Annotated in this window: 22 protein-coding genes and 3 pseudogenes; 13 read left to right on the forward strand and 12 right to left on the reverse strand. The window is 39.1% G+C overall.

What is annotated here, in order from left to right:
- Positions 1-92: 92 nt before the first annotated feature.
- Positions 93-1106 (reverse strand): quinone-dependent dihydroorotate dehydrogenase, encoded by a 1014-nt coding sequence (locus B0B05_RS12165; protein ID WP_076783912.1) that lies wholly within the window; start codon positions 1104-1106, stop codon positions 93-95.
- 63 nt (positions 1107-1169) lie between these two features.
- Entirely contained in the window at positions 1170-1865 is a 696-nt protein-coding gene (locus B0B05_RS12170; RefSeq protein ID WP_076783913.1) for a VIT1/CCC1 transporter family protein, read from the reverse strand.
- 181 nt (positions 1866-2046) lie between these two features.
- Between B0B05_RS12170 and B0B05_RS12175 the strand changes: the two genes are divergently transcribed.
- From B0B05_RS12175 to B0B05_RS12190, 3 genes are all read left to right on the forward strand, one after another.
- Complete coding sequence (locus tag B0B05_RS12175; protein WP_076783914.1) at positions 2047-2538, forward strand: hypothetical protein; 492 nt, start codon at positions 2047-2049, stop codon at positions 2536-2538.
- 300 nt (positions 2539-2838) lie between these two features.
- Positions 2839-4380, forward strand: a complete 1542-nt coding sequence (locus B0B05_RS12185) for a glycine--tRNA ligase (RefSeq protein ID WP_076783916.1) — start codon at positions 2839-2841, stop codon at positions 4378-4380.
- Between the two features lie 235 nt (positions 4381-4615).
- Positions 4616-5083, forward strand: coding sequence for a YdeI/OmpD-associated family protein (locus tag B0B05_RS12190; RefSeq protein ID WP_076783917.1), 468 nt, complete (start codon positions 4616-4618; stop codon positions 5081-5083).
- A gap of 7 nt (positions 5084-5090) precedes the next feature.
- On the opposite strand, the gene B0B05_RS12195 is transcribed toward B0B05_RS12190, so the two are convergent.
- Together B0B05_RS12195 and B0B05_RS12200 are read right to left on the reverse strand one after the other, a co-directional pair.
- The gene (locus B0B05_RS12195) at positions 5091-5516 is read right to left on the reverse strand and encodes a hypothetical protein (RefSeq protein ID WP_076783918.1); all 426 of its coding nucleotides are present in this window, start codon (positions 5514-5516) and stop codon (positions 5091-5093) included.
- A gap of 107 nt (positions 5517-5623) precedes the next feature.
- Positions 5624-7678 (reverse strand): prolyl oligopeptidase family serine peptidase, encoded by a 2055-nt coding sequence (locus B0B05_RS12200; RefSeq protein ID WP_245799322.1) that lies wholly within the window; start codon positions 7676-7678, stop codon positions 5624-5626.
- Positions 7679-7986: 308 nt separating this feature from the next.
- Between B0B05_RS12200 and B0B05_RS12205 the strand changes: the two genes are divergently transcribed.
- Both B0B05_RS12205 and B0B05_RS12210 read left to right on the forward strand, forming a co-directional pair.
- Positions 7987-8229 (forward strand): hypothetical protein, encoded by a 243-nt coding sequence (locus B0B05_RS12205; protein ID WP_076783919.1) that lies wholly within the window; start codon positions 7987-7989, stop codon positions 8227-8229.
- Positions 8211-8453, forward strand: a complete 243-nt coding sequence (locus B0B05_RS12210) for a type II toxin-antitoxin system RelE/ParE family toxin (protein WP_245799320.1) — start codon at positions 8211-8213, stop codon at positions 8451-8453. Before B0B05_RS12205 ends, B0B05_RS12210 begins: the two co-directional genes overlap by 19 nt.
- Positions 8454-8543: 90 nt before the next feature.
- Here B0B05_RS12210 and B0B05_RS12215 read toward each other — a convergent pair whose 3' ends face one another.
- Positions 8544-9185, reverse strand: a complete 642-nt coding sequence (locus B0B05_RS12215) for a tetratricopeptide repeat protein (protein WP_076783920.1) — start codon at positions 9183-9185, stop codon at positions 8544-8546.
- Between the two features lie 416 nt (positions 9186-9601).
- On the opposite strand from B0B05_RS12215, the gene B0B05_RS12220 reads away from it, so the two are divergent.
- The 3 genes and pseudogenes from B0B05_RS12220 to metQ all read left to right on the forward strand — a co-directional run bounded on the left by B0B05_RS12220 (position 9602) and on the right by metQ (position 12198).
- Entirely contained in the window at positions 9602-10627 is a 1026-nt protein-coding gene (locus tag B0B05_RS12220; RefSeq protein ID WP_076783921.1) for a methionine ABC transporter ATP-binding protein, read from the forward strand.
- Positions 10617-11271: pseudogene (gene metI / locus B0B05_RS17235) on the forward strand (methionine ABC transporter permease MetI). The gene B0B05_RS12220 and the pseudogene metI overlap by 11 nt, the downstream one beginning before the upstream one ends.
- Positions 11272-11398: 127 nt before the next feature.
- Positions 11399-12198, forward strand: a pseudogene (gene metQ, locus B0B05_RS12230) (methionine ABC transporter substrate-binding lipoprotein MetQ).
- Between the two features lie 88 nt (positions 12199-12286).
- Here the strand turns inward: metQ and B0B05_RS12235 are convergent.
- The 7 genes from B0B05_RS12235 to B0B05_RS12265 all read right to left on the reverse strand — a co-directional run bounded on the left by B0B05_RS12235 (position 12287) and on the right by B0B05_RS12265 (position 18075).
- Positions 12287-12796 (reverse strand): DUF6973 domain-containing protein, encoded by a 510-nt coding sequence (locus B0B05_RS12235; protein ID WP_076783922.1) that lies wholly within the window; start codon positions 12794-12796, stop codon positions 12287-12289.
- A 51-nt stretch (positions 12797-12847) separates the two neighbouring features.
- On the reverse strand, positions 12848-13705 hold the full coding sequence (accD, locus tag B0B05_RS12240) for an acetyl-CoA carboxylase, carboxyltransferase subunit beta (RefSeq protein WP_076783923.1): 858 nt from the start codon (positions 13703-13705) through the stop codon (positions 12848-12850).
- Between the two features lie 81 nt (positions 13706-13786).
- Entirely contained in the window at positions 13787-14854 is a 1068-nt protein-coding gene (gene fbaA / locus B0B05_RS12245; protein WP_076783924.1) for a class II fructose-bisphosphate aldolase, read from the reverse strand.
- A gap of 102 nt (positions 14855-14956) precedes the next feature.
- Positions 14957-15829: an NAD kinase gene (locus B0B05_RS16760; RefSeq protein ID WP_076783925.1), complete on the reverse strand. Its 873-nt coding sequence runs from the start codon at positions 15827-15829 to the stop codon at positions 14957-14959.
- A 3-nt stretch (positions 15830-15832) separates the two neighbouring features.
- A complete protein-coding gene (locus tag B0B05_RS16765; RefSeq protein WP_076783926.1) occupies positions 15833-16486 on the reverse strand; it encodes a CBS domain-containing protein in 654 nt (217 codons plus the stop codon).
- A 168-nt stretch (positions 16487-16654) separates the two neighbouring features.
- On the reverse strand, positions 16655-17194 hold the full coding sequence (locus tag B0B05_RS12260) for an RNA methyltransferase (RefSeq protein WP_076783927.1): 540 nt from the start codon (positions 17192-17194) through the stop codon (positions 16655-16657).
- A gap of 2 nt (positions 17195-17196) precedes the next feature.
- Entirely contained in the window at positions 17197-18075 is an 879-nt protein-coding gene (locus tag B0B05_RS12265; RefSeq protein WP_076783928.1) for a bestrophin family protein, read from the reverse strand.
- Between the two features lie 105 nt (positions 18076-18180).
- On the opposite strand from B0B05_RS12265, the gene B0B05_RS12270 reads away from it, so the two are divergent.
- From B0B05_RS12270 to B0B05_RS12290, 5 genes and pseudogenes are all read left to right on the forward strand, one after another.
- Positions 18181-19716: a helicase HerA-like domain-containing protein gene (locus tag B0B05_RS12270; RefSeq protein ID WP_076783929.1), complete on the forward strand. Its 1536-nt coding sequence runs from the start codon at positions 18181-18183 to the stop codon at positions 19714-19716.
- Between the two features lie 28 nt (positions 19717-19744).
- Positions 19745-20971 (forward strand): 3'-5' exonuclease, encoded by a 1227-nt coding sequence (locus B0B05_RS12275; protein ID WP_076783934.1) that lies wholly within the window; start codon positions 19745-19747, stop codon positions 20969-20971.
- 451 nt (positions 20972-21422) lie between these two features.
- Entirely contained in the window at positions 21423-22622 is a 1200-nt protein-coding gene (lysA, locus tag B0B05_RS12280; RefSeq protein ID WP_076783930.1) for a diaminopimelate decarboxylase, read from the forward strand.
- 65 nt (positions 22623-22687) lie between these two features.
- A complete protein-coding gene (locus B0B05_RS12285) occupies positions 22688-23188 on the forward strand; it encodes an energy transducer TonB (RefSeq protein ID WP_076783931.1) in 501 nt (166 codons plus the stop codon).
- 243 nt (positions 23189-23431) lie between these two features.
- Positions 23432-23639 (forward strand): annotated as a pseudogene (locus B0B05_RS12290) (IS5/IS1182 family transposase); the annotation flags it as partial.

The following is a 23639-nucleotide window of genomic DNA, read 5'->3' on the forward strand; positions in this document are numbered from 1 at the left end:
AAACAAATATCTCTTATAAAAACGTAAAAAGAAGATATACGTTTACCTAAGATATTGACTAAACTGATATTAAATCCTTAACGTATTAGATTTTATATAGATTCTTTCTCAAGAATGGCCTGGTTAATTTCATTAATCAATTCCGGGCCTTCATAGATAAAACCGGTATAGAGCTGAACCAAACTTGCACCAGCTTCCAGTTTTTCAATCGCATCCTGAGCCGTATGAATGCCGCCAACGCCGATGATTGGGAAGGCTTTCCCACTTTTATCAGATAGAAAGCGGATGACTTCTGTCGAGCGTTTCGTCAAAGGTTTTCCGGATAATCCGCCGGTTTCGGATTTATTTTCTGATATTAAATTTTCCCTTGATAAAGTGGTGTTCGTAGCAATCACGCCGGCAATCTGCGTCTCTTTGACGATATCAATAATATCCAAAAGCTGCTCATCCGTCAAATCCGGAGCGATTTTCAGAAGTATTGGCTTTGGTTTCGGCTTTTCAAAATTAAGTTTTTGTAATTCTCCTAAAAGTTTGGTTAAAGGTTCCTTTTCTTGCAGTTCACGCAGATTGGGTGTATTGGGCGAACTCACATTCACCACGAAATAATCCACGTAAGGAAATAATTTCTCGAAACAGATTTTGTAATCGTTAACGGCTTCTTCGTTTGGTGTAACTTTATTCTTTCCGATATTTCCGCCAATCAGAACATTTTTATTCTTTTTTAAACGTTCAACAGCTTCATCAACCCCGCCATTATTAAAGCCCATTCTGTTGATAATCGCAGAATCCTCCTTCAACCGGAACAATCTTTTTTTATCATTTCCCGGTTGAGGTCTTGGGGTCAAAGTCCCGATTTCTATAAATCCAAATCCCAGATCTGATAATTCGGAGAAGAGTTTTGCATCTTTATCAAAACCGGCAGCCAATCCAACAGGATTTTTGAATTTGAGCCCAAAGACTTCCCGTTCCAGCCGCTTATCTTCAATTGGTTTTGGTAGAAATAATTTGGCTAAGAATCCAAAATTCTTCAGAAAGGAAAATGTGAAATGGTGAACCTCTTCAGGATCAAATTTGAAAAGAAAAGGACGGATCAGGCTTTTGTACATTGGAGAAAAGTTTCACAAAAATAGCGATATTTACTTGACAAATTAAACAATTGACTATCTCTTTTAATGCACATTAACACCAAAGAGGTGTCCAATCAATGCGGACACAAGCATGGCGACCGTTCCCCAGAAACAAATCCTCAGCATTCCTTTGGTAACGTTGGACCATCCGGTTTTCGCGGCTATAGCGCCCAGAAACATCAGGAAAATAATGGAAAAGCCATATTGTAAGTACACCATATCTTTTACCGGTGCAAAAATGGCAACCAAAAGCGGCAAAGCGGCTCCGGAAATAAAGGAGAAGAAAGAAGCGACAGCAGCCTGCAAAGGTTTTGCAACTGTAATCTCACTAATGCCCAGCTCATCTTTTGCATGGGCATCCAATGCATCGTGGTCAGAAAGCTCTTTAGCCACCAACAAAGCAGTTTCTTTAGAAACGCCGCGTCTTTCATAGATTTTAGCCAGTTCCAGCAGTTCTTGTTCCGGCATTTCCTCCAATTCCTTTTTCTCCCTTGCTATATCGGCATTTTCTGTATCAGCCTGTGAGCTGACAGAAACATACTCTCCTGCAGCCATAGACATAGCACCGGCTATGGTGCCGGCAAGTGCTGCTAAAAAGATCGCGTGTCTTGTAGGATCTGCTGCTGCCACGCCTATCACAATACTTGTGGTTGACAACAGACCATCATTAGCGCCCAAAACGGCGGCTCTAAGCCAGCCTACACGGTTTACATAATGTTTTTCTAAAGGATGTTTCATAGTTTCAACTATTTTACAATGATAAAAATTTCTAATTACAAATGCCGTGAATAAGGCTTTATAATGATTATAAATTATTATAATGACATCTAAAAAGCCAACACGTCCAAACTAGAATAATTTTAATTTCTTGTGAAAACGACTCGGAATATTTATTAGTTTTGCTGAAAATAAAATCACTATGAAAAAACAAATTCTACTTCCGATAATTTTACTTTCTCAGATTTTTTTTGGTCAGGTAACTTTGGAGAAAAATACACTTGTTAAAGATGGGCAAACCTATAAGATGTCTCAATACGAGCAGGTTTTTAGTAATCCTAAGGCATTGGCGTATGTTAAAAAGTCCAGGAACAACGGAACTTTTGCTACAATTTTTGGTATTGCTGGAGGTGCAGCCGTGGGTGCAGGTTTAGGTAATATTATTTTTAACAATAAAACCCATCGTCAACAAGTGATGGGTTACACTTTTGAAACAAAGCCAGATCATAGCGTAGCTTGGCTAGTAACAGGAATAGGAGCAGGACTGATAGCTATTGGAGTTCCATTCGCAGTTTCTTCTGCCAAAAATATGAAAAAGGCCATCCTTGCAGAAAATGGAGAATCCACCGCATTTCAACCTTATTTTAAAGTGGAATCTGCAGGAATCGGATTTGCTTTCAGCTATAATTTTTAATAAACCAGTTTTACAAGTATAAAAAGTATAACACAACAATTATAACAGAACGCTGTTGAAAATAACAGCGTTTTTTTGTGCCGGTTGCGCAAGTGCGGAGGGCATTGTTGGAGCTCTTTTTGTTTTTGCCGGAGGGATTGAGATTGGCAAAACAAAAAAGCGACTGCCCGTAGAACGACCCGCTTGTTTTCTGCCTGGGAAAAGCGGTGGGAAAACAAAGGGATGCGCCCAAATCATAATAAAACAAATACCGGAAATTTGATGTAAAATTCCTATTTTTGCACATCAATTCAACACAATATGGCAAAGCAAGAAGATGTTTTCAAAAAAGTGGTTTCCCACGCAAAAGAGTATGGTTTTATTTTTCCAAGTTCAGAGATCTATGACGGCCTGTCGGCTATCTACGATTATGGGCAAAACGGCGCAGAACTGAAAAATAATATCAAACAATACTGGTGGAAAGCGATGGTTCAGCTGAACGAAAATATCGTTGGGATAGATTCTGCCATTTTTATGCACCCAACCATCTGGAAAGCTTCCGGACACGTAGATGCCTTCAACGACCCGTTGATTGACAACAAAGATTCTAAAAAACGTTTCCGTGCCGATGTTTTGGTAGAAGATTACTGCGCCAAAATTGAGGATAAGGAAAATAAAGAAATAGAAAAAGCGGCGAAGCATTTTGGTGATGCTTTTGACAAAGCTCAGTTTGAGGCAACGAATCCCAAAATCCTGGAGTACAGGGAGAAAAGAGCGGCTATCCTCAAAAGATTGGCAAAATCTCTGGAGACAGAAAACCTTGCAGATGTGAAAGCTTTGATTGAAGAACTGGAAATTGCCGATCCTGATACAGGCTCTAAAAACTGGACCGAAGTAAGACAGTTCAACCTGATGTTTGGGACCAAACTGGGTGCTTCTGCAGATTCAGCAACAGATCTTTACCTAAGGCCCGAAACGGCTCAGGGAATTTTTGTGAATTACCTCAACGTTCAGAAAACGTCTCGTCATAAATTACCTTTTGGGATCGCTCAGATTGGTAAAGCGTTTCGAAATGAGATTGTTGCGAGACAATTCATCTTCAGAATGAGAGAATTTGAGCAAATGGAAATGCAATATTTTGTTCCACCAGGAACAGAGTTGGAATTCTACGAACAATGGAAAAAAACACGTCTTAACTGGCATTTGGCGCTTGGCTTGGGTGAAGATAATTACCGTTTCCACGATCACGATAAACTGGCGCATTATGCCAACGCTGCGGCTGATATCGAGTTTAATTTCCCATTCGGATTCAAAGAACTGGAAGGTATCCACAGTAGAACAGACTTTGACCTTTCAGCGCACGAGAAATTCTCAGGCAGAAAAATCCAATATTTTGACCCTGAAAGAAATGAAAACTATGTGCCTTACGTTGTAGAAACTTCTGTTGGTTTGGATAGATTGTTCTTAGCAATTTTCTCGCATTGCCTTAAGGATGAAGTTTTGGAAGACGGTTCGGAAAGAACGGTTCTAAGCCTTCCTCCGGCTTTGGCTCCTGTAAAAGCGGCTATCCTTCCGCTTGTGAAAAAAGACGGCTTACCGGAATTTGCGGATAAAATCTTCAATGATCTGAAGTATGATTTCAATATGATCTTTGAAGAAAAAGACAGTATTGGTAAACGTTACAGAAGACAGGACGCCATCGGAACACCTTTCTGTATCACTGTGGATCACGATTCTTTGAATGATAATACAGTGACCATCAGATACAGAGATACCATGGAGCAGGAAAGAGTTCCTGTTTCTGAACTGAGAAGAATTATTGATGAGAAAGTGAATTTCAGGACTTTGTTGGCTAAGATTTAGAATAATCGAGGTCGAAAATTAGTTGCATAGTCAGAAGAAAATTTTCTTGTTAACTGGTCAGATTCATAATTCATAATCTGCTAAATCAAAAAGGATTTGCGGCAATAACATGTATGCAAATGGCTTCTTTAAAATAAATTTATAAACAAAAAATCTCAAAATTAGTTTTTGGGATTTTTCACTTTAAGTTAAGTATTGATTCTAATATCTGACAATTAAATTCTAACATCTGCTTATGGCTCAACCAATCACTTTCTCCGCAGAAATCCAACAGCATCAGGATATGAATGCCGGATATGTTTTTTTTCCTTTTGATACAGTTGAATTATTTGGAAAGAAAGGTCAAGTCAAAATCAAAGCAATTTTTGATGGCAATGCAGAATATCGTGGCAGCCTTGCCAATATAGGAAATGGGCATTGCCTGATTCTTACCCAAGCCATTCGCAAACAAATCAGCAAATCATTTGATTCCGTAGATGTGAAACTTTGGGAAGATAAAGAAGAGCGGGTTGTTCTTGTTCCCGAGGATGTTCAGGCTTTGCTAGACCAAAATGAAAAAGCAAAAGAGTTCTACGATAAAATGTCTTACACGCATAAGAAAGAATACATCCACTGGATTGACGATGCCAAAAAAGAAGAAACCCGCGAACGCCGGAAAGTCAAAATGATAGAGATGCTCCTGGAAGGGAAAAAAGGTATCTGATCATCTTCTATTTAATTTTCACTAACGGAATAATATTGTCGCCTTGCGAAATTAATAAGGAATCAGCTGTTGCTTCGGCCGAAATACTGTTTCTCTCATAGAGCTCTCCTTTAGCTGTTGCTTTTTGAAAATCCAGCACAAATTTGTGATTATTGGCCTCGATTGTAATCAGTTTTGACTTGCCATCATTGGTAAAAGTGGCTTTGGCTCGGCTGCCGTCGCTGGCCTTGTAAGGATATGAGATGCTGGTTGTCTTTTTACCATTCACAACTTTTTCTGCAGACGTGGTGGTGGCGCTGTCTATTTTCCCGTTGTCATCAACAATTTCTGTTTTTGTAGAATAGGATTCGGATGTTATTCTGTTTTCATTTTTCTTGCAGGAAACGAAAGCTAAAGTTGTTGCAAGACCAAGAATTAAGCTGTTTGTTTTCATTTGGTTAAGATTTTATATTGTGAATGTTTTTTTTGCATCAAATTATTGTCCAAATACAAAAAATCCCGAAACTAATTTCGGGATTTTTAGGCTATTAATCATGAAAATTATTTTTTCAAAGTCCTGACTCCCATTTCAAATAACGCAAAACTCAACAGGTCGGCATTTTCGCCAATCACCTGTTCCGTGGAACGGCCTGCTCCGTGGCCTGCATTTTTCTCGATTCTCAAGAGAATTGGGTTGCTGCAAGATTGTTTCTCCTGCAGCTCCGCACCGAATTTGAAAGAATGTGCCGGCACAACTCTGTCATCGTGATCGCTTGTGATAATCATTGTAGATGGGTAACAAGTTCCGGCTTTTACATTGTGAACCGGTGAGTAAGATTTCAGATAGTCGAACATTTCTTTGCTGTCTTCGGCCGTTCCGTAATCATAGGACCAGCCCGCTCCGGCTGTGAATTTATTATATCTCAGCATATCCAAAACACCAACGCCCGGGAAAGCGACTTTTGCCAGATCTGGTCTCATCGTCATTGTTGCACCAACCAAAAGCCCACCGTTTGAACGCCCGGAAAGTGCCATAAATTCTTTGGAAGTATAACCTTTTGCCTGCAAATATTCTCCGGCAGCGATGAAGTCATTAAAAACATTTTTCTTTTGTTGTTTGGTTCCTGCATCGTGCCATTTTTTACCATATTCTCCACCGCCTCTGATGTTTGGAACAGCGTAGATTCCGCCGTTTTCCATCCAGATCGCATTCACTACAGAAAAACCTGGCTGAAGGCTGATGTTGAAACCACCGTAAGAATAAAGGATCGTAGGGTTTTTGCCATCCAACTTCGTCCCTTTTTTGTAATTGATCATCATTGGGATCTTAGTCCCGTCTTTTGAAGTGTAGAAAACCTGTTCCGAAACATAGTCATCAGGATTGAATTTCACATTCGGTTTTTGATAAACTTCAGACTTTCCGGAATCTACGTTGTATTTATAGATGGTTCCCGGTGTGATATAATTGGTGAAAGAATAATAGATGTCTTTCTCTTCTTTTTTACCACCAAATCCGGAAATATTCCCTTTTCCGGGAAGTGTAATTTCTCTCACTAATTTCCCGGTTTTATCGAATTGTTTAACGATATCAATCGCATCTTTCATATAAGTTGCGAAGAAATAACCGCCGCCTTCCGAGATTCCGAGTACATTTTCTGTTTCCGGGATCACATCTTTCCAATTCTCCGGGCTTGGATTTTTGATGCTGGCTTTTACCAGTCTCATATTGGGCGCATCTTTATCGGTGAAGATGAAAAGATCATCGCCCTGAGTGTCTACAATATCAGCATTAATGTCAAATCCTTTGTTGATCTGGACAAAATCGCCTCCGTTTTTCAGGTCTTTGATGTATAATTCGTTGCCGTTGGTAGCATTAGCTCCTGAGATAATCAAAAATCTTTGGTCTTCGGAAACGCTGGCAGACAGATAACGTCTTGGTGTTTTTTCGCCTCCGAAAATCAATTGGTCTTCGGATTGTTTTGTACCGAGTTTATGGAAATAAACTTTGTGTTTATCGGTCATTCCTGAAAGAACTGTTCCTTCTTTTGGTTTGTCGTAGCTGGAATAGTAGAAACCTTCGTCGCCTTTCCAGGCAATTCCACTGAATTTCACATCAATCAAAGTATCATCAATCTGTTTTTTGGTAATGGCATCAATGATAATGATCTTATTCCAGTCGCTTCCGCCTTCCGAAATAGAATAAGCGGCAAGATTCCCTTTTTTATTGAAAGACAGATTGGTTAGAGATGTCGTCCCATCTTTGGAGAATTGGTTCGGGTCCAGGAAAACCTCGATATTTCTGGTTTTCATACCAGTTCTGTAGATCACAGATTGTGCCTGCAATCCGTTGTTTTTGGAATAATACGTATAATCTCCTTCTTTGAAGGGCGCAGAGATCTTTTCATAGTTCCAGATATCTCTCAATTGATTTTTTATCGTTTCCCTGAAAGGGATTTTTGACAAATAATTCTGGCTGTAAGCCACTTCCTCGTCCACCCATTTTTTTGTCGCTTCGGAATCGTTTTCCAGATCGCGGTAAGGATCTGCAACTGGAGTTCCGAAATATTGGTCAACTTGGTTTCCTTTCTGAGCTTTGGGATAATTGGGATTGGTCATAGATTGAGCTTGGGCGCCGATGTAACACACAACAGCAGCGGATGTAAGAATTGAAGTTAATTTCATATGGAGATTATATTTTTTTCAAAGGTCATATGTTATCGCGGTATATTCATTGGTTTTTTGAGGTCTCTCAATTAAGCCGATTTCATACTTTATTTTTGATTCTTTCCAAAATTAATAAAAATTCCCTCGCCAAAGACGAAGGAATCTGATGAAATATTAATTTTAGGCAAGATTTTAAAAACTATATGCTTAAATATTTCCTTTTAAAATTTTATGTAAATTTGAATTAAATAATTAGTGAGATGAGTACGGCTGAATTAAAACTTAAACTAGAATTAATTAATAAAATAACCGAATTAAAAGAAATTCGGATTGTTAAAGAATTAAAAAAACTTCTTGATTTTGAACTCGATAAAGAAATTTTTGAACTTTCTCAAAAACAAAAAAATCGAATTACAAAAGCAAGAAAAGAATATTCTAATGGTGAAGTTTTTACAAATGAAGAAGTTGAAAATGAAATTGAGCAATGGCTAAACGAAAAATAATTTGGACTAAATCCGCAAAGTTAAAACGAAACGAAATTCTAAAATATTGGATTAACAGAACAAAATCTAAAACATACAGCAAAAAACTCAACAAATTATTTAGCGAAGCCATAAATCTTTTATCAGAACATCCAAAAATTGGAAGAACCACAAATGATGGAGAAACTCGAATAAATATTGTTCGGGACTATCTTATTTTTATGAATTTAGTGAAAGAGAACTAATTATCCAATCAATTTGAGACGCAAGACGAGATGAAAATGACACCGAATTTGATTACACTTAAAAAAACTCGTATTACATAAGTTCTATTTTTATTTCTGGCTGAGGAAATTTTCTGCTTCGCCCTTTCCCCATTTTGGATCCAATGAAGATTTTGATTGATAAGTACCAAACTGATCAACCGCTTTTTTAAAAAGCTCCTGGCCTTTTGCTTTGCTTCCTCCAAATTGTTCCGGAGTGAAATAAGCATCTTCTGCCTGTAACAGAGTAATTCTCGGGTTCGTAGGATCCAATTCCTGCGCTTTTGCCAACGCCTGTTGTGCAATCGGCGATTCCTGCATATATCTGGACATCGGGTCTGCCATCATTCGCAGGCCGCTTGTCATTTTTTTAAGAATAAAAAGTTCAGCGTTGTTAGGACTTAATGCTTCTGCTTTGGCGATGTATTTTTCAGCATCTGCCGCAACCGGATCCAGTTCTGAAGTTTTCCCGGACTGCATCAGGATTCTTCCTTTTTGGATGGTTGCAAATGCCGCGTAATAATAGGGTAGCCATTGCGTATTTTCTTTGGTTCCGATTCTGTCAAAATCATTGGCCAAAGCCGTGAATTCATCCGGCGTTTTATGGTCTTCTACTTTAGCTATTTTTTCTGTCATTGCTTTTTCAAAAGCCGTTTGTGCGAAAGTTGTAAATCCTACAAAAAGTAAAGCGGCAGTTAATAATAAATTTTTCATTTGATAAATTTTATTGGTTTTTAATGGTCAAATGGAATCATAAATGATTTCATTTGGATATTTTTTGTTTGTTATTTTAATTTTATAAGTCAAAGATAGAATGATTGCTTTTCCATATAAATTTTATTCTGCTGAACTGTCGTTTTTGATGTCTGAATGGTAAAATAGGATTGTTTAACAAGTGATTATTTGTTGTATAAACTGATATTTGTCACACTGTTTAAATTATACTTGTTTGGTATGAATTCAATTTAATATGTTTGCACAGGCTTTTTTTAAACACTATCAATGGCTGTAAAATTTTGTTTTGTTACGATTGACTTTTCAAAAGCGATATGAAGTAGAAAAATAGTGTGTTTATTTTGAAAACCTTTCATAATCTCATTTGAAAGGTTTTTCTTTTTAACTAATATAAAATGATTGAATTAATAAACGTCTCCAAACGTTTTAAAACCAAAAATAAGACGATACAGGCTTTATCAGACGTGTCTCTGACTGTTGATAAAGGTGAGATCTTCGGCGTGATTGGGACTTCCGGCGCGGGTAAAAGCACGCTCATACGCTGCGTAAACCTGTTGGAACGGCCAAACGAAGGCCAAGTAATTGTTGATAATGTAGAACTGACCAAGCTTTCTGCTGCTCAACTGACTCTCGAAAGAAGGAAAATTGCAATGATTTTCCAGCATTTCAATCTGTTATCATCCAGGACTGTTTTTGATAATGTGGCGTTCCCTTTAGAATTAGAAGGAAAACCGAAGTCAGAAATCAGCGAAAAAGTGAATGGGCTTTTGGAATTGGTCGGGCTCAGTGAAAAAGCAAAAGATTATCCCGCCAACTTGTCCGGCGGGCAGAAACAAAGGGTTGCGATTGCAAGAGCTTTGGCCAACGACCCGAAAGTTCTGCTTTGTGACGAAGCGACAAGTGCACTGGACCCCGCAACTACGAAATCGATACTGCAGCTTCTAAAATCGATCAATCAAAAACTCAATCTTACGATTCTTCTCATTACCCACGAAATGGAAGTGATTAAAACCATCTGCGACAAAGTGGCGGTGATTGATCACGGACAGTTGGCCGAGCAGGGGAAAGTGGAACAAATCTTCATCCATCCCGAAAAAGAGATTATCAAAGGTTTTATCCAGTCTTCTCTTAATGTAGGATTACCAGCGATTTATCAGGACGCTGTTGGCAATGATAGTAAGGACGGAAACCCGTTGGTCAAAATTCTTGTTCGTGGCAATGACGAGCAAAGTTCTGTAATCATCAATCTTTATGAAAAATTTGATATTAAAGCAAAGATTATCAGCGCTCAACTGGAATATGTTGGCCACTTGAGTTTTGGGGTTTTGCTTTTGGAGCTGAAAGAAGGAAACATCAATGAGGCTTTGGCTTATTTGGAAAATGAATATGCAAACGCAGAAATTTTAGGTTATGTCGGATAGTATCATCAATTTGTTATTTCAAGGGACGATTGAAACGATTGTAATGACCTTGGTTTCAGGATTTTTTGGATTTGTTCTGGGATTACCGACAGGGATTTTTCTTTTCCTCACCAGAAAAGGCCAGTTATTGGAAAATAAGATATCACACCAAATCGTATCAATTATAGTCAATATTTTCCGTTCGATCCCGTTTATCATTCTCATTGTCTGGATGATACCCTTTACACGAACCATTGTTGGAACGTCGATTGGCGTTGCGGCAGCATTGGTTCCGCTGAGTGTAGGTTCGGCTCCGTTTATTGCCAGATTGGTAGAAAACAGCCTGTTGGAAATACCTTCAGGTTTGATAGAAGCCAGCGAGAGCAATGGGTGCAAAACCACTTCAAATCATCCGAAAAGTCCTTTTGCCGGAAGCTTTACTGTCACTAATCAATAATGTTAGCATTACATTAATTACACTCGTTGGTTATTCTGCAATGGGCGGTGCAGTTGGCGCTGGCGGATTGGGACAAGTTGGATATCAGTATGGTTATATCGGATATGATTTCGCGGTAATGAATTCGGTTTTGGTATTGTTGATCGTGCTGGTTTTCATTATCCAGATTTCCGGGGACCTGCTTTCAAAAAAATTCAATCACAGATAATATTAAATATTTAAAACTAATAATTCTCCCAGATTAGTCAGATTTAGCAAATTTTAAATTTGACAATACCCAAATCAGAAAAACCCAGAAGAGTTAAAGATACTTTGTTAATTATAAATTATAAAAAATGAAATCAAAAATATTTGCGTTAGCATTGGCAATCATCACATTGTCAGCCTGCAACAAAAAAGAATCAAACCCTAATGTCCTGAAAGTCGGGATCGCAACCGGACCGGAACAGAACCTTGCCGAAACAGCCAAAAAAGTGGCGAAAAAAAATACGGACTGGATGTGGAGCTGGTAACCTTCAATGATTATGTGGTTCCCAATGAAGCTCTGAGCCAGGGCGATGTGGATGTGAACGCTTTCCAGCATTTGCCTTATCTGGAAGAGCAATCTAAACAACGTGGTTATAAATTGGTGGTTGTAGGCAAAACTTTTGTTTATCCGATTGTGGCTTATTCTAAAAAGATAAAATCGGTGTCCGAATTGCAGCCCAGACAAACAATTGTAATTCCAAATGACCCGACCAATGGCGGACGTTCTTTGTTATTATTACAAAAACAAGGCTTAATCAAACTAAAAGACGGCGTTGGGCTTTTGCCTAAGGTTACAGACATTGTTGCAAATCCGAAAAATCTAAAAATCTTAGAATTAGAAGCGCCACAAATCCCAAGAGTTTTGGAAGACAAAGAAGTAGCATTAGCTATTATCAATAATAATTTTGCAGCTCAGGCTGGCTTGGATCCTGAGAACGAAGGATTATTCACAGAAGATAAGAACTCTCCTTATGCCAATCTGATTGTGGCAAGAGAAGATAATAAGAATGACGAAAAAGTCAAAAAATTTGTATAAGCTTATCAGTCTTCGGAAGTAGAAGCCGAAGCTCAAAAAATCTTCAAGGGAGGAGCGGTGAAAGCGTGGTAAAACTTTCGAAATATATTTAGTTTTTTTGATTGGCGATTCTCTTATAGGGTCGTCAATTTTGTTTCTAAATATTACGGAAAAATATTTTCTATTCTAAGTAAATCAAAACGTCATTGCCAACCTGCTCATCTAAAGATTTTATCAAAACGGCATTTTTAGTTTTTTTCCTGAGCTCGTCCACAAAAAAACTGCTTTCAAAAAACTGCCGGTGGACGCCTGGTAGAAGACTCATAAAATAATCCATCCCAACCTGGTTATTATGACGGTCCATTTTGGTTTCCAAAGGCTGGTTTGGGAAAAGATCTTCGTGCATATCTGTCAGTTTTTTACACCATTTTAAGGATTTTTCCGGAGAAGAAACCTTGCAGAAATACATCATAATCAGGCAGCACCAATAGGCATGACGGAAGGCGTTGCCTTTGCCGCTATTGGAATTGGTTTTTGGGTACAACTCTTTGGCTTTCTGAAAAGCCCGTAAGCTGGCATAGGTATAAAGAAATGCGAAAAGCGGATGCATAATCCCTATCGAAAAAACCTTCAATAATTTACTAAAGGTTAATGATTTCAGTGCTCTAAAAAAAATCCCTATAAATCTCATAAAAAAACTCTCTCAGAGTTGAGAGAGTATATTTTAGTTTCAGTAATTTAATTAATGATATTCGTGAGTCAAAAGTTTCACAACTCTGGAAACCTGCTGTTTGATTTCTGTCCTTTTAACAATAAAATCTACAAAGCCTTTTTCCTGTAAAAACTCAGAAGTCTGAAATCCTTCCGGCAAATCTTTACCAATTGTCTCACGGATAACTCTAGGCCCTGCAAACCCAATCAGTGCGCTTGGTTCTGCAATGATAAGGTCGGCTGTCATTGCAAAAGACGCCGTAATGCCGCCAAATGTAGGATCCGTCAAATAAGCGATGTAAGGTAAACCCGCATCCGAAAGCTGTACTAATTTGGCCTGTACTTTTGCCAATTGCATCAAAGAGTAAGCTGCTTCCTGCATCCTTGCGCCACCGGACTGGCAGATGATCATATAAGGCAATTTGTTTTTGATACAATAATCGATTGCTCTTCTGATTTTTTCGCCCATTACGGAACCGAGTGAACCTCCGATAAATGCAAAATCCATACAGGAAACTACCATTTCTTCGCCGTTCACCTTACCGGTGGCATTACGGATAGAATCGGTCAGTTTTGTTTTGGATTTGACTTCTTTCAGACGGTCTGTGTAAGACTTGGTATCTTTAAATTTAAGGATATCAATACTTTCTACGTCAGCATCCAGTTCTTTGAATTTTTGATCATCAAAAAGCATATCAAAGTATTCTCTACTTCCGATCCTTACATGGAAACCATCTTCCGGAGAGACAAAGTTATTAGCGCGAAGTTCCTCGGCCTCGATAATTTTACCAGTTGGCGTTTTGTGCCAAAGCCCTTTGGGAACATCCTTTTTATCTTCGGTAGAAGTGGTGATATTTTGGGTTTTCCTTTTAAACCAATCAAATGCCATAATCTATAATTGATGAATGATAATTGATAATTGATGAAAAACGAAAAATCGCCTATCGCTCATCAATTATCATTTATGAATTTAAAGTGTATTAATATTATTCAGATCTTCAAAAGCCTGAGTCAATCTCTTGATATAAGTTTCTTCTCCTTTTCTTACCCAAACTCTTGGGTCGTAGAATTTTTTGTTAGGTGCATCGGCTCCGGTTGGGTTCCCGATCTGGTGACGCAGATAATCAATCTTTTCTGTCATATAATCTCTGACACCTTCTGTGTATCCAAACTGCAAATCTGTATCAATATTCATTTTTACAACACCATAACCGATTGCTTCTCTGATTTCTAACAATGTAGACCCAGAACCACCATGGAATACAAAATTAACCGGTTTGTCTGCTGTCCCAAATTTCTGCTGCACAAATTTCTGAGAGTTATCAAGGATTTTTGGAGTCAATTTTACGTTACCAGGTTTGTAAACCCCGTGTACGTTTCCAAAAGCTGCCGCAATGGTAAAATTAGGTGAGATTTTGTTAAGAACTTCGTAAGCGTGGGCTACTTCTTCTGGTTGAGTGTATAGTTTTGAACTGTCTACATCAGAATTGTCGACACCATCTTCTTCGCCTCCTGTTACGCCTAATTCGATCTCAAGAGTCATGCCCATTTTGGCCATTCTTTCGAAATATTTTGCAGATACCTCAAGGTTTTCTTCCAAAGGCTCTTCTGATAAGTCAAGCATATGGGAAGAAAATAATGGTTTACCTGTATTTTTGAAATGCTCTTCGCTCGCATCTAGCAATCCGTCAAACCAAGGCAACAATTTTTTAGCACAATGGTCTGTATGCAGGATTACGGTAGCTCCATAAGCCTCAGCCAAAGTATGGATATGTTTTGCACCAGCTACAGCGCCCAGGATTGCCGCCTTTTGACCATCGTTGCTCAGTCCTTTCCCGGCATTGAAAGCCGCACCACCATTAGAAAACTGGATGATAACCGGAGCATTTAGTTTTGCTGCAGTTTCCAGAGTTGCGTTGATGTTGCTGGAACCTATTACGTTAGCAGCGGGAAGCGCAAATTGTTTCTCTTTGGCATATTCAAATATCTCTGTTACTAAAGAACCAGTGGCAACTCCTGCCGGAAATTTTCTGCTCATTTTATTATAATTTTTTAGGTTTTTTGGATTGTAAAGTTACTAAATTATTAATAATTATAATTTCGTTTTTAATACACTATGTTAAGAATGCTTTCTTCGTCATTAGTTCCTCTTGTCATTTCCCCAAAGAAGCTTTTGACGGATGGTTTCGTAGAAACTAAATTTTTTTGGTTTGATGAGGAAAAGCGAAAAACCGGCCTTTTCGATCATGATTTCGTTACCTACCTGCATATGATATAACCGGGAATCTAATGCGAGTGTATACTCCTGCACTCGGCTTTTAACCGTTAATTTTATTTTTGTGTCATCTTTTACGATCAGTGGCCTCACATTCAGGTTATGCGGCGCAATAGGTGTGATGACAAAATTATCATTGGCCGGCGAGATAATTGGCCCGCCACAGCTAAGGGAATAGGCCGTAGAGCCCGTAGGCGTAGAAATAATAAGGCCGTCACCCCAAAACACATTCAGGAAGTCATCATTAATATAAGACTCTACCGTAATCATCGATGTCGTTTCTTTCCTGGAAATACTGACATCGTTAAGGGCAAAAGGAAAATCTATGTTAGCGTCATCATTGCTAGTGATTTTTATCACCGACCGTTTGCTGATATTATAGTTTTTGTCCAGAATGATGGCGTCTAATTCGCTAAAGATTTCCTCTTTGCTAAAGTTGGCCAGGAAGCCGAGCCTGCCGGTGTTGACTCCGATAATAGGGATCTCCAGATCCTGGATAAATGTCAGCGCATTAAGGATCGTACCATCACCGCCAAAACTGAAAACGAAATTGACGTCTTTCTGACGCAGTTCCTCTTTGCCGGAGAAGGTGTCAAAGTCTTTGGTAAACTTCAGCCGTTCTGCCATATCTGCATGCAGAACTACGGAAACATCCCTGAGAGCCAATTCAGAAATAAACTTGTTGAGATACAGGAACGTATCCAGATCTTTTTTTTGAGAATAGATAGCTGCTTTCATAATCTAGATCTCCAAAAATTTTTGAAAAAAACCAAAGCGGTCTTTCATGAGTTCATCCTTCTCATCATCATAATGTTTATTGAGGACTGTATAGCCGTAGCGCTCAAATGTTTCATCAATAGAGCTTAGGTTTTCATTACTGATTTTCAGTGTGATCTCGATGCCGTCTTCTTTGATAGCATTGATGAACATACCGTATATCTTCGCATTGTTGCTCTCGATAATTTGAGAAATTTCTGTCATTGAATAATGCAGGCCGGTCGTTTTCACCGTCAAAATGGCGCCATTTTCGGAAAACAGCGGATATTTGGAAAATTCATTAAAGATATCGTCGCAAGAGATATACCCAAGATATTTTTCATCCTTAGAAATAACTGGTACCACATTGGCACTGAAAGTGTGAAAAAGCTTGATACTGTCTAGAATGCTGCTGTCTTCTATAATGGCAAAACGCTCGTAGTGCATGTTGAGGCTATCCAGATTCCCTTCCGGGCTGTCTTCCAAAAAAGACTGGCTGAGGCAACCCTGGAAAATACCTTTCTTTACAATAAAAACGTGGGAGTAACCAAATTCTTTTGCAATCTCACAAGACTCCTCGATAGAGTCGCGGGAATTGAAGGTAGGATAATCTTTGGATATGTAATCTCTGATAAACATGATGCTAATGTACAAAAAATCCTTTGTGAAGAATGTTTTATGAAATTTTTTAAAATTTACAGAAAATATATTGCGTTGTATTAACTAAAAAATATATCTTTGTCGCCTTTCATTTTTACTTTTTATTAGATTTATTTCAAACTGCGGCACTTTTGGTGTTTGCAGTTTTTATTTTTTGAGGCTCAGATTTTTCGCAAACTCCCAAATTACAATCCCGCCGCAAACACTTACATTGAGAGAATGCTTGGTACCCAATTGTGGGATTTCCAGAAAAGTATCAATATCAGGCAGCGCTTCATCGCTAATGCCATCCACTTCGTTTCCCAGTATCAAGGCGTATTTTTTCTCAGGATTAATGATAAAATCCGTGATCAGTTGACTGTCCGATGTTTGTTCTATCCCAATGATCTCAAAGTTGTCTTTTTTGAGATTATCAATAGCGGTGTTGATACTCTCTTCATAGATCCAATCTACGCTTTCTGTAGCGCCCAGTGCAGCCTTGTGGATCTCACGGTGTGGCGGTTGTGGTGTAATGCCACAAAGCACGATTTTTTCTACCAAAAAAGCATCAGCCGTCCGGAAAATGGCACCTACGTTGTGCATGCTTCTTACGCTGTCGAGAACCACAACCAAGGGGATTTTTGCTGTTTTTTTAAATGTCTCTACATCTATTCTCCCGAGTTCTTCGAGTTTCAGTTTTTTTGTCACAATTAGGCTTTGTTTAAAATTAAATCAATATTTCTTTCGATGTTCTGGGCAATAGACTCCGTTGGCAAATCATTTTCATCATTGTTGAAAGGGTCCTCAATTTCCTCTGCGATCACTTCCAGGCTCATCAAAACATAGAAGACAAAAACGGTAAGCGGAATCATAAAATATCCAATATTTACAACATAGGCCACAGGCAACGCCAGAACATAGACTACTATAAATTTTTTGATAAAAGAGGAATAAGAAAATGGGATTGGCGTATTTTTGATCCGCTCGCAACCTCCACAAACATCCAGAAAACCGGACAGTTGAGAGTCCATATAGATAAGCTCATTATCCGTGATTTTCCCATCTTTTTTGAGTTGAGCGAGTTTTGCCGTCAGGAGATAGATCAGCTCAACGGGCGAATGGTGCTTCAGTTTATGCTCCAGGTCCGAATAATCTTCGTCCAAAACCAATCGCGTAGATTCTTTGGAAAGATGGCGGCTTAGGAAATGAGGAAACAGCTTCAGGTATTTTGCGATCTGCTGTTTGTCTTTCACATTGTCTCCCAATAGGGTATTAATTTTTATGGCAAAATTACGGCTGTCGTTAACAAGCTTTCCCCAGAGTTTTCGGCCTTCCCACCAGCGGTCATAGGCAGTATTGGTCCGGAAAACCAAAAGCAGAGACAATACAAAACCCAAAAGTGAATGCACAAGGCCGACATTGCTCACAATAGATTTTGAACTGAGTCTCAGGTATTCTATTTCCACAAAGTAGATCCCATAGGAATAAAGCGCCATGAGACACATCGAGGGGAAAAGGATCTTGATCGTGTCGCTCTTATGGAGACTGACCAGTATTTTCAGGAAGTTCTTGTTGTTGTAAGCTCTCATACTCAAAACTCTTGTGTGCAAAGATAAGTCTTAGAAAAATTAAATTTAAGATTGATTTCAGAGAATTATTTTTAAATTTAAGCTTTGAAAAATAATTTTCCACAAATGGCAGACAAAATAAAATTTATAACCGATCTAAACTCAAAATACAATCCAAAAGGCGAACATATTATCCTGGGAAAAGGGATGCTGGACGGCGAAGTTGTTCCCGAAGTCAATGTTTCTATTCCTCTCAAAACTGTCAACAGGCACGGTTTGATAGCTGGTGCCACCGGAACGGGTAAAACCAAAACGCTGCAGGTTTTTGTAGAACAATTGTCACATGCCGGAATCCCGACCTTGGTGATGGATATCAAAGGTGACCTCTCCGGCATCGCAGAAGCCGGCACCGAAAATGATATTATAAAAGAACGGTATGCCAAAACGCAATTGCCTTATTCTCCACAGAGTTTCCCGGTAGAGCTAATGACGATTTCCGGCGCAAAAGGCGTGAAACTGAGAGCAACCGTTTTAGAATTTGGTCCTATTTTGCTCAGCAAGATTCTTGGGCTTAATGATACGCAGCAGAGCATTATGTCGATCGTTTTCAAATATTGCGATGACAAGGTTTTGCCGCTGGTTGACCTTCAGGATCTGAAAAAAGTCCTTCAGTACGTCACAGACAATCCTATTGGGAAAAAGGATTTGGCGGATAATTATGGTTCTATCGCTCCTGCTTCTTTGGGCGCCATCTTGCGATCTATTGTAGCAATGGAGCAGGAAGGCGCTGCTGCTTTTTTTGGCGAACCTAGTTTTGAGGTTAATGACCTTTTGCAAACCCGCGATGGGAAAGGCGTTGTCAACATCTTCCGTGTTGATGATATCCAAAACAAACCCAACTTGTTCTCAACCTTTATGCTTTCGCTTTTTGCGGAGATCTATATGACCTTTCCTGAGGAAGGCGACAGCGGACGGCCAAAGTTGGTTCTTTTTATAGATGAGGCGCATTTGATTTTTAACGAAGCTTCGAAAACACTGCTCTCCCAAATTGAAACCATGGTCAAATTGATTCGTTCAAAAGGAATCGGGATTTACTTTATCACTCAAATACCCGGCGATGTCCCGGAGAATATCTTAAGCCAGCTAGGCCTTAAAATCCAGCACGCGCTGAGAGGCTTTACTGCCAAAGACCGAAAAGAGATTGACAAAGCGGTAGAAAACTATCCAACAACAGAGTTCTATAAAGCCAGCGAACTGATCCAGAATCTTGGGATTGGTGAAGCTTTTGTAACAGCTCTTGACGAGAAAGGGATCCCAACGCCGCTGGTGCAGACTTATCTGATTTCGCCGGAAAGCCGCATGGATGTTTTAACCGCATCAGAAATAGACCAGTTAACCAGCAGTTCTGCACTGGTCAGGAAATATGAGCAAACCATTGACAGAGAAAGTGCTTACGAAATCCTGAATAAAAGAATCCAGGATTATACACAAACCAATATACCAACGCCGCCAGCAGGCAGACGCACTTCCCAAACAAAGGAACAGCCAGGGATGCTGGAGCAGGTAATGGAAAGCCGTGCCGGAAAAACCTTTATGACAACGCTTGCAAGGGAAGGTGCCAAGTTTGTGATGGGCATGTTTGGGCTGAAAACAAGAAGATAACATAAAGATGCTGATTGCATAGATGCAGATGTACGCCATAATAGATATAGAAAGTAACGGCGCACCGTTCCGGAAAGAGAGTATTATCGAGATCGCCATTTATAGATTTGACGGTCACGAGATTACAGACCAGTTTATCTCACTCGTTAATCCGGAGGCAGAGATCACATCTTTTGTTCAGAAACTGACTGGCATTAGCCAAAAAATGGTTATCACAGCGCCGAAGTTCCATGAGATTGCAAAACGTGTGGTAGAGATTACCCGGGATTCTGTATTAGTTGGGCATAATATTGATTTTGATTACCGGATGCTTCGCCAGTCATTCAAAAGGCTTGGTTATGATTTCAAAATCAATACCTTAGACACAATCCCGTTAGCTAAAAAACTGATTCCGGACGAGAAAAGCTATTCACTCAGCAAACTTTGTAAATCAATCGGGATTCCTTTAAGCGAAGCGCATCGCGCCAGTGGCGATGCAAGAGCAACTTTGGATCTCTTGAAATTGCTGATCATCAAGGATAAGGATAATGAGATTATCCAGACTCTGCAGGAGGAGAATCATGCTAAGTATTATATCAATAAGATCCGCCTGCTGACAGAAGACCTCCCCAACCAGAGAGGGATTCTCTATTTCCAGAACGGTGATGGTAAAATTATCTATTCTGATGAAGCAGATGATCTTTATAAAGCCGCCAAAAAAATCTTTGACTCGGATAAGGAAAAATACAAAAACATACAGGAAGATACAGAGAAGATCTCTTATGAGCTCACCGGCACCGACCTGACTGCCAAATTGATGATGCAGAACAAAGGCATCCAAAAAAGACAAAACCTGCCATTTGGGCTGTTTTACAGGAAGAACAAATGGATTTTGGAAAAAATATCAAAAAACCAGGAAGTTAAGCCTTTGCTGAGATTCAAAAGTTTTACTCAGGGCCTGAAAGCGATTAATTACATTAAGTCCAGACCGGAGATACAGGATTTTACCGAGCTTACACAGAAACTGAAGCTTAAAAACAGAAACGAGGTTTGGTCTGCCGCGGGAAGAACGCTGGGTGAGAAGTCTTTTCTGGTACTGGAAAAGGGTAAACTGACAGGTTTTGGTTTTTATGAACTTTATCATCAGATCCAGTCTTTGGAGAAGATCAGAAAGCGCATGATGCCGGTCCCAAAATTTACCTTAGATCTACAAAACGATTTGCTACTGGCACTTTTGAGAAATGAGTTTGAGGTGTCTCAGCTTCCGGAAAAATAATTTTAACCACAAAAGACACAAAAGTTTTCTATGTGAAATCAGTCTTTGTCAATCCGTAGGAATCACAACCGTTTAGATTCTACGGAATGACAAAAATGTGTTTCTATATAGAATCCCCGCAGCCCGACTTGAGCGGAAATCCTTTTTTGCCAACCCATAAGTTCTATTTATACGGAAATCGTCTGCCAAAAAGATTGGGAGCGGAAGGCGGATTAAGCTGCCCGAAATAAAAATCATCCCAAAAGATTGCGGGATTTACAAATAACATCTATTTTTGCGAAAATTTTATAACAAAGCAATGCACAATTTTAAGCAGAACAAAATCGGTAAAAAGGGAGCTGTAAGGTTTTCCAAGGTTTGGAATGTATAGAAGAGTTGCGTGCAAAAGATACCTATTGCGGCAGACTCTTTTTATAAGAATCTGCCTTTTTATTTTTAAAAAATCAAGAATATGACCAATCAGGACCTGCTAAGTATAGCACAGGAATTCGGTACACCCGTGTATGTTTATGACGTTGACTCTATCCGCGAACAATATGAGAAACTGACTTCTTCTTTCTCAAAAAACACCCGGTTCTTCTACGCTGCAAAAGCTTTGACCAATATTAATATCCTGAAATATGTTGAGAAACTGGGTGCCTCTCTTGATTGCGTGTCTATCAACGAAGTAAAACTAGGCCTGAAAGCCGGTTTCTCAAATGAAAGGATCCTTTTTACACCCAACTGCGTAGATCTTGCAGAGATCGAGGAGGCGATGTCACACAAGGTGCATATCAATATTGATAACATCTCTATCCTGGAGCAGTTCGGGAACAAGTTTGGGGATTCTTACCCGATTTTTGTAAGGATTAACCCGCATATTTTTGCCGGAGGTAATTATAAAATATCAACAGGCCATATCGATTCCAAATTTGGGATCTCTATCCATCAGCTGCGCCATATAGAGCGTATTATGAAGTCTACAAACATCAATGTAGAAGGTCTTCATATGCACACAGGAAGTGAAATCAAAGATCCGGATGTTTTTATGCAAGGCCTGGACATTATGTTTGACTTGGCTCAAAATTTCCCTAACCTGAAATACCTGGATATGGGAAGCGGTTTCAAAGTACCTTATCAGGATGGCGACCTGGAAACTGATGTGAAATCTTTGGGGAAAAAGGTGAATGCCGCAATCAAAAAATATGAGGAAGAATCCGGCAGAAAATTCCAGCTTTGGTTTGAACCCGGGAAATTCCTGGTAAGCAAAAGCGGGCACTTTTTGGTGAAGTCTAATGTCATCAAACATACCACCGCTACGGTTTTTGTGGGCGTTAATTCCGGATTTAACCACCTGATTCGCCCTATGTTTTACGATTCTTATCATATTATCGAAAACTTGTCCAACCCAAAAGGCCCAGAAAGAATCTATACCGTTGTTGGGAATATCTGTGAGACAGACACTTTTGCCTGGGACAGAAAAATCCATGAAGTGAGAGAAGGTGATGTGATTGTCTTTAGAAATGCCGGTGCTTATGGTTTTGAGATGAGTTCGAACTTCAATTCCCGGTTAAAGCCTGCTGAGGTGATGTTCCTGGATGGCAAAGCGCATCTTATCCGAAGAAGAGATGAGTTCGAAGATTTATTAAAAAATCAGATAGAGGTGTTGTAGATTATGGCCAAACAATGCTATTTTGGCACAACATTTCTTTAGTTAATTTTTCTAAATCAACATCTATGAAATCACTATTATTTTCGTTAAGCTTGCTTATCAGTTGTTTTTCTTTTGCACAAAATGATGTAGAAGAAGGTATGGATAATCTTCCTCTCATAGACAACAGCAGTAGTGCGGTCATCTATAATCTGAGAGGTGTTTATCAGATAAAAGACAATTCTTGTGATGCTGCAAAATTCCAAAGTTTAAAATACCCAGGAGGTACGGATGCTTACATCAAAGCATTGAAAGAGAAGCTGCAACAGAATGTTAACTGGAACACCTACGTGATTAACGGGCTCTTTTTTGTTAAACTTGATATTAATAAAGACGGGACGTTGTCAAAAATAGAAACCGGACCTAAAGTAGCCAACAGCGATGCGTTTCTGAAAGACCTAAAAGATGCTGCTGCTAAGGTAAACAAGACCTGGATCCCGGCCAAATGCGATGGCAAACCGATAGATTCTAAAGCGATTGTGAAAATTGATTTTTCATCTATGACTTACGATAATGCCTTTAACTAAGCGCGTTGCAGGACAATAGGATTTTAGAATTATCACAAAATAAAACGCATTCAATAAAAAAATTATTTGAATGCTATTTTTTTCCTCATTTGGATTTCTAGTCACATTTGATGGTGCAAAGCTAGGCTTAATTAGTCCCTCCTTAAACCACCTATAATTTACTGATTATTAGTATTTTGGGTTTAAAATAGCTTGTTTTTTATTGCAAGAATTTGTATCTTAGAGCTTTAAAACTTTGCAAATATGTTGGGGAAAAATCCAGAAAAGAAGCCAGAATTATTCCGCCCAATGTTGGTGGATTTTATTGACCACGAGCATGAACTTGTTCTACTTTCAGAAAAAATAGATTGGAATTATTTTGAGAAAGAATTTTCGCCCTTGTATTCCAAAGTGGGCAATCCGAGCCATCCGATTCGGTTTATGGTGGGTTGTTTGCTACTGAAACATTTGT

Origin of the sequence: Epilithonimonas bovis DSM 19482 (assembly GCF_900108115.1) — a bacterium.
In the GTDB taxonomy this organism is placed as follows: Bacteria; Bacteroidota; Bacteroidia; order Flavobacteriales; family Weeksellaceae; genus Epilithonimonas; species Epilithonimonas bovis.

Excerpts from the sequence above, each read along its gene's own strand:
- B0B05_RS12275 (WP_076783934.1), top strand. The coding sequence starts at position 19,745 with ATGTACGCCATAATAGATATAGAAAGTAACGGCGCACCGTTCCGGAAA.
- B0B05_RS12265 (WP_076783928.1), bottom strand. The coding sequence starts at position 18,075 with ATGAGAGCTTACAACAACAAGAACTTCCTGAAAATACTGGTCAGTCTC.
- lysA (WP_076783930.1), top strand. The coding sequence starts at position 21,423 with ATGACCAATCAGGACCTGCTAAGTATAGCACAGGAATTCGGTACACCC.
- B0B05_RS12215 (WP_076783920.1), bottom strand. The coding sequence starts at position 9,185 with ATGAAAAATTTATTATTAACTGCCGCTTTACTTTTTGTAGGATTTACA.
- B0B05_RS12200 (WP_245799322.1), bottom strand. The coding sequence starts at position 7,678 with ATGACCAATCCCAATTATCCCAAAGCTCAGAAAGGAAACCAAGTTGAC.
- B0B05_RS12170 (WP_076783913.1), bottom strand. The coding sequence starts at position 1,865 with ATGAAACATCCTTTAGAAAAACATTATGTAAACCGTGTAGGCTGGCTT.
- B0B05_RS12190 (WP_076783917.1), top strand. The coding sequence starts at position 4,616 with ATGGCTCAACCAATCACTTTCTCCGCAGAAATCCAACAGCATCAGGAT.
- fbaA (WP_076783924.1), bottom strand. The coding sequence starts at position 14,854 with ATGAGCAGAAAATTTCCGGCAGGAGTTGCCACTGGTTCTTTAGTAACA.
- B0B05_RS12175 (WP_076783914.1), top strand. The coding sequence starts at position 2,047 with ATGAAAAAACAAATTCTACTTCCGATAATTTTACTTTCTCAGATTTTT.
- accD (WP_076783923.1), bottom strand. The coding sequence starts at position 13,705 with ATGGCATTTGATTGGTTTAAAAGGAAAACCCAAAATATCACCACTTCT.
- B0B05_RS16760 (WP_076783925.1), bottom strand. The coding sequence starts at position 15,829 with ATGAAAGCAGCTATCTATTCTCAAAAAAAAGATCTGGATACGTTCCTG.
- B0B05_RS16765 (WP_076783926.1), bottom strand. The coding sequence starts at position 16,486 with ATGTTTATCAGAGATTACATATCCAAAGATTATCCTACCTTCAATTCC.
- B0B05_RS12285 (WP_076783931.1), top strand. The coding sequence starts at position 22,688 with ATGAAATCACTATTATTTTCGTTAAGCTTGCTTATCAGTTGTTTTTCT.
- B0B05_RS12185 (WP_076783916.1), top strand. The coding sequence starts at position 2,839 with ATGGCAAAGCAAGAAGATGTTTTCAAAAAAGTGGTTTCCCACGCAAAA.
- B0B05_RS12270 (WP_076783929.1), top strand. The coding sequence starts at position 18,181 with ATGGCAGACAAAATAAAATTTATAACCGATCTAAACTCAAAATACAAT.
- B0B05_RS12195 (WP_076783918.1), bottom strand. The coding sequence starts at position 5,516 with ATGAAAACAAACAGCTTAATTCTTGGTCTTGCAACAACTTTAGCTTTC.
- B0B05_RS12205 (WP_076783919.1), top strand. The coding sequence starts at position 7,987 with ATGAGTACGGCTGAATTAAAACTTAAACTAGAATTAATTAATAAAATA.
- B0B05_RS12235 (WP_076783922.1), bottom strand. The coding sequence starts at position 12,796 with ATGAGATTTATAGGGATTTTTTTTAGAGCACTGAAATCATTAACCTTT.
- B0B05_RS12210 (WP_245799320.1), top strand. The coding sequence starts at position 8,211 with ATGGCTAAACGAAAAATAATTTGGACTAAATCCGCAAAGTTAAAACGA.
- B0B05_RS12220 (WP_076783921.1), top strand. The coding sequence starts at position 9,602 with ATGATTGAATTAATAAACGTCTCCAAACGTTTTAAAACCAAAAATAAG.
- B0B05_RS12165 (WP_076783912.1), bottom strand. The coding sequence starts at position 1,106 with ATGTACAAAAGCCTGATCCGTCCTTTTCTTTTCAAATTTGATCCTGAA.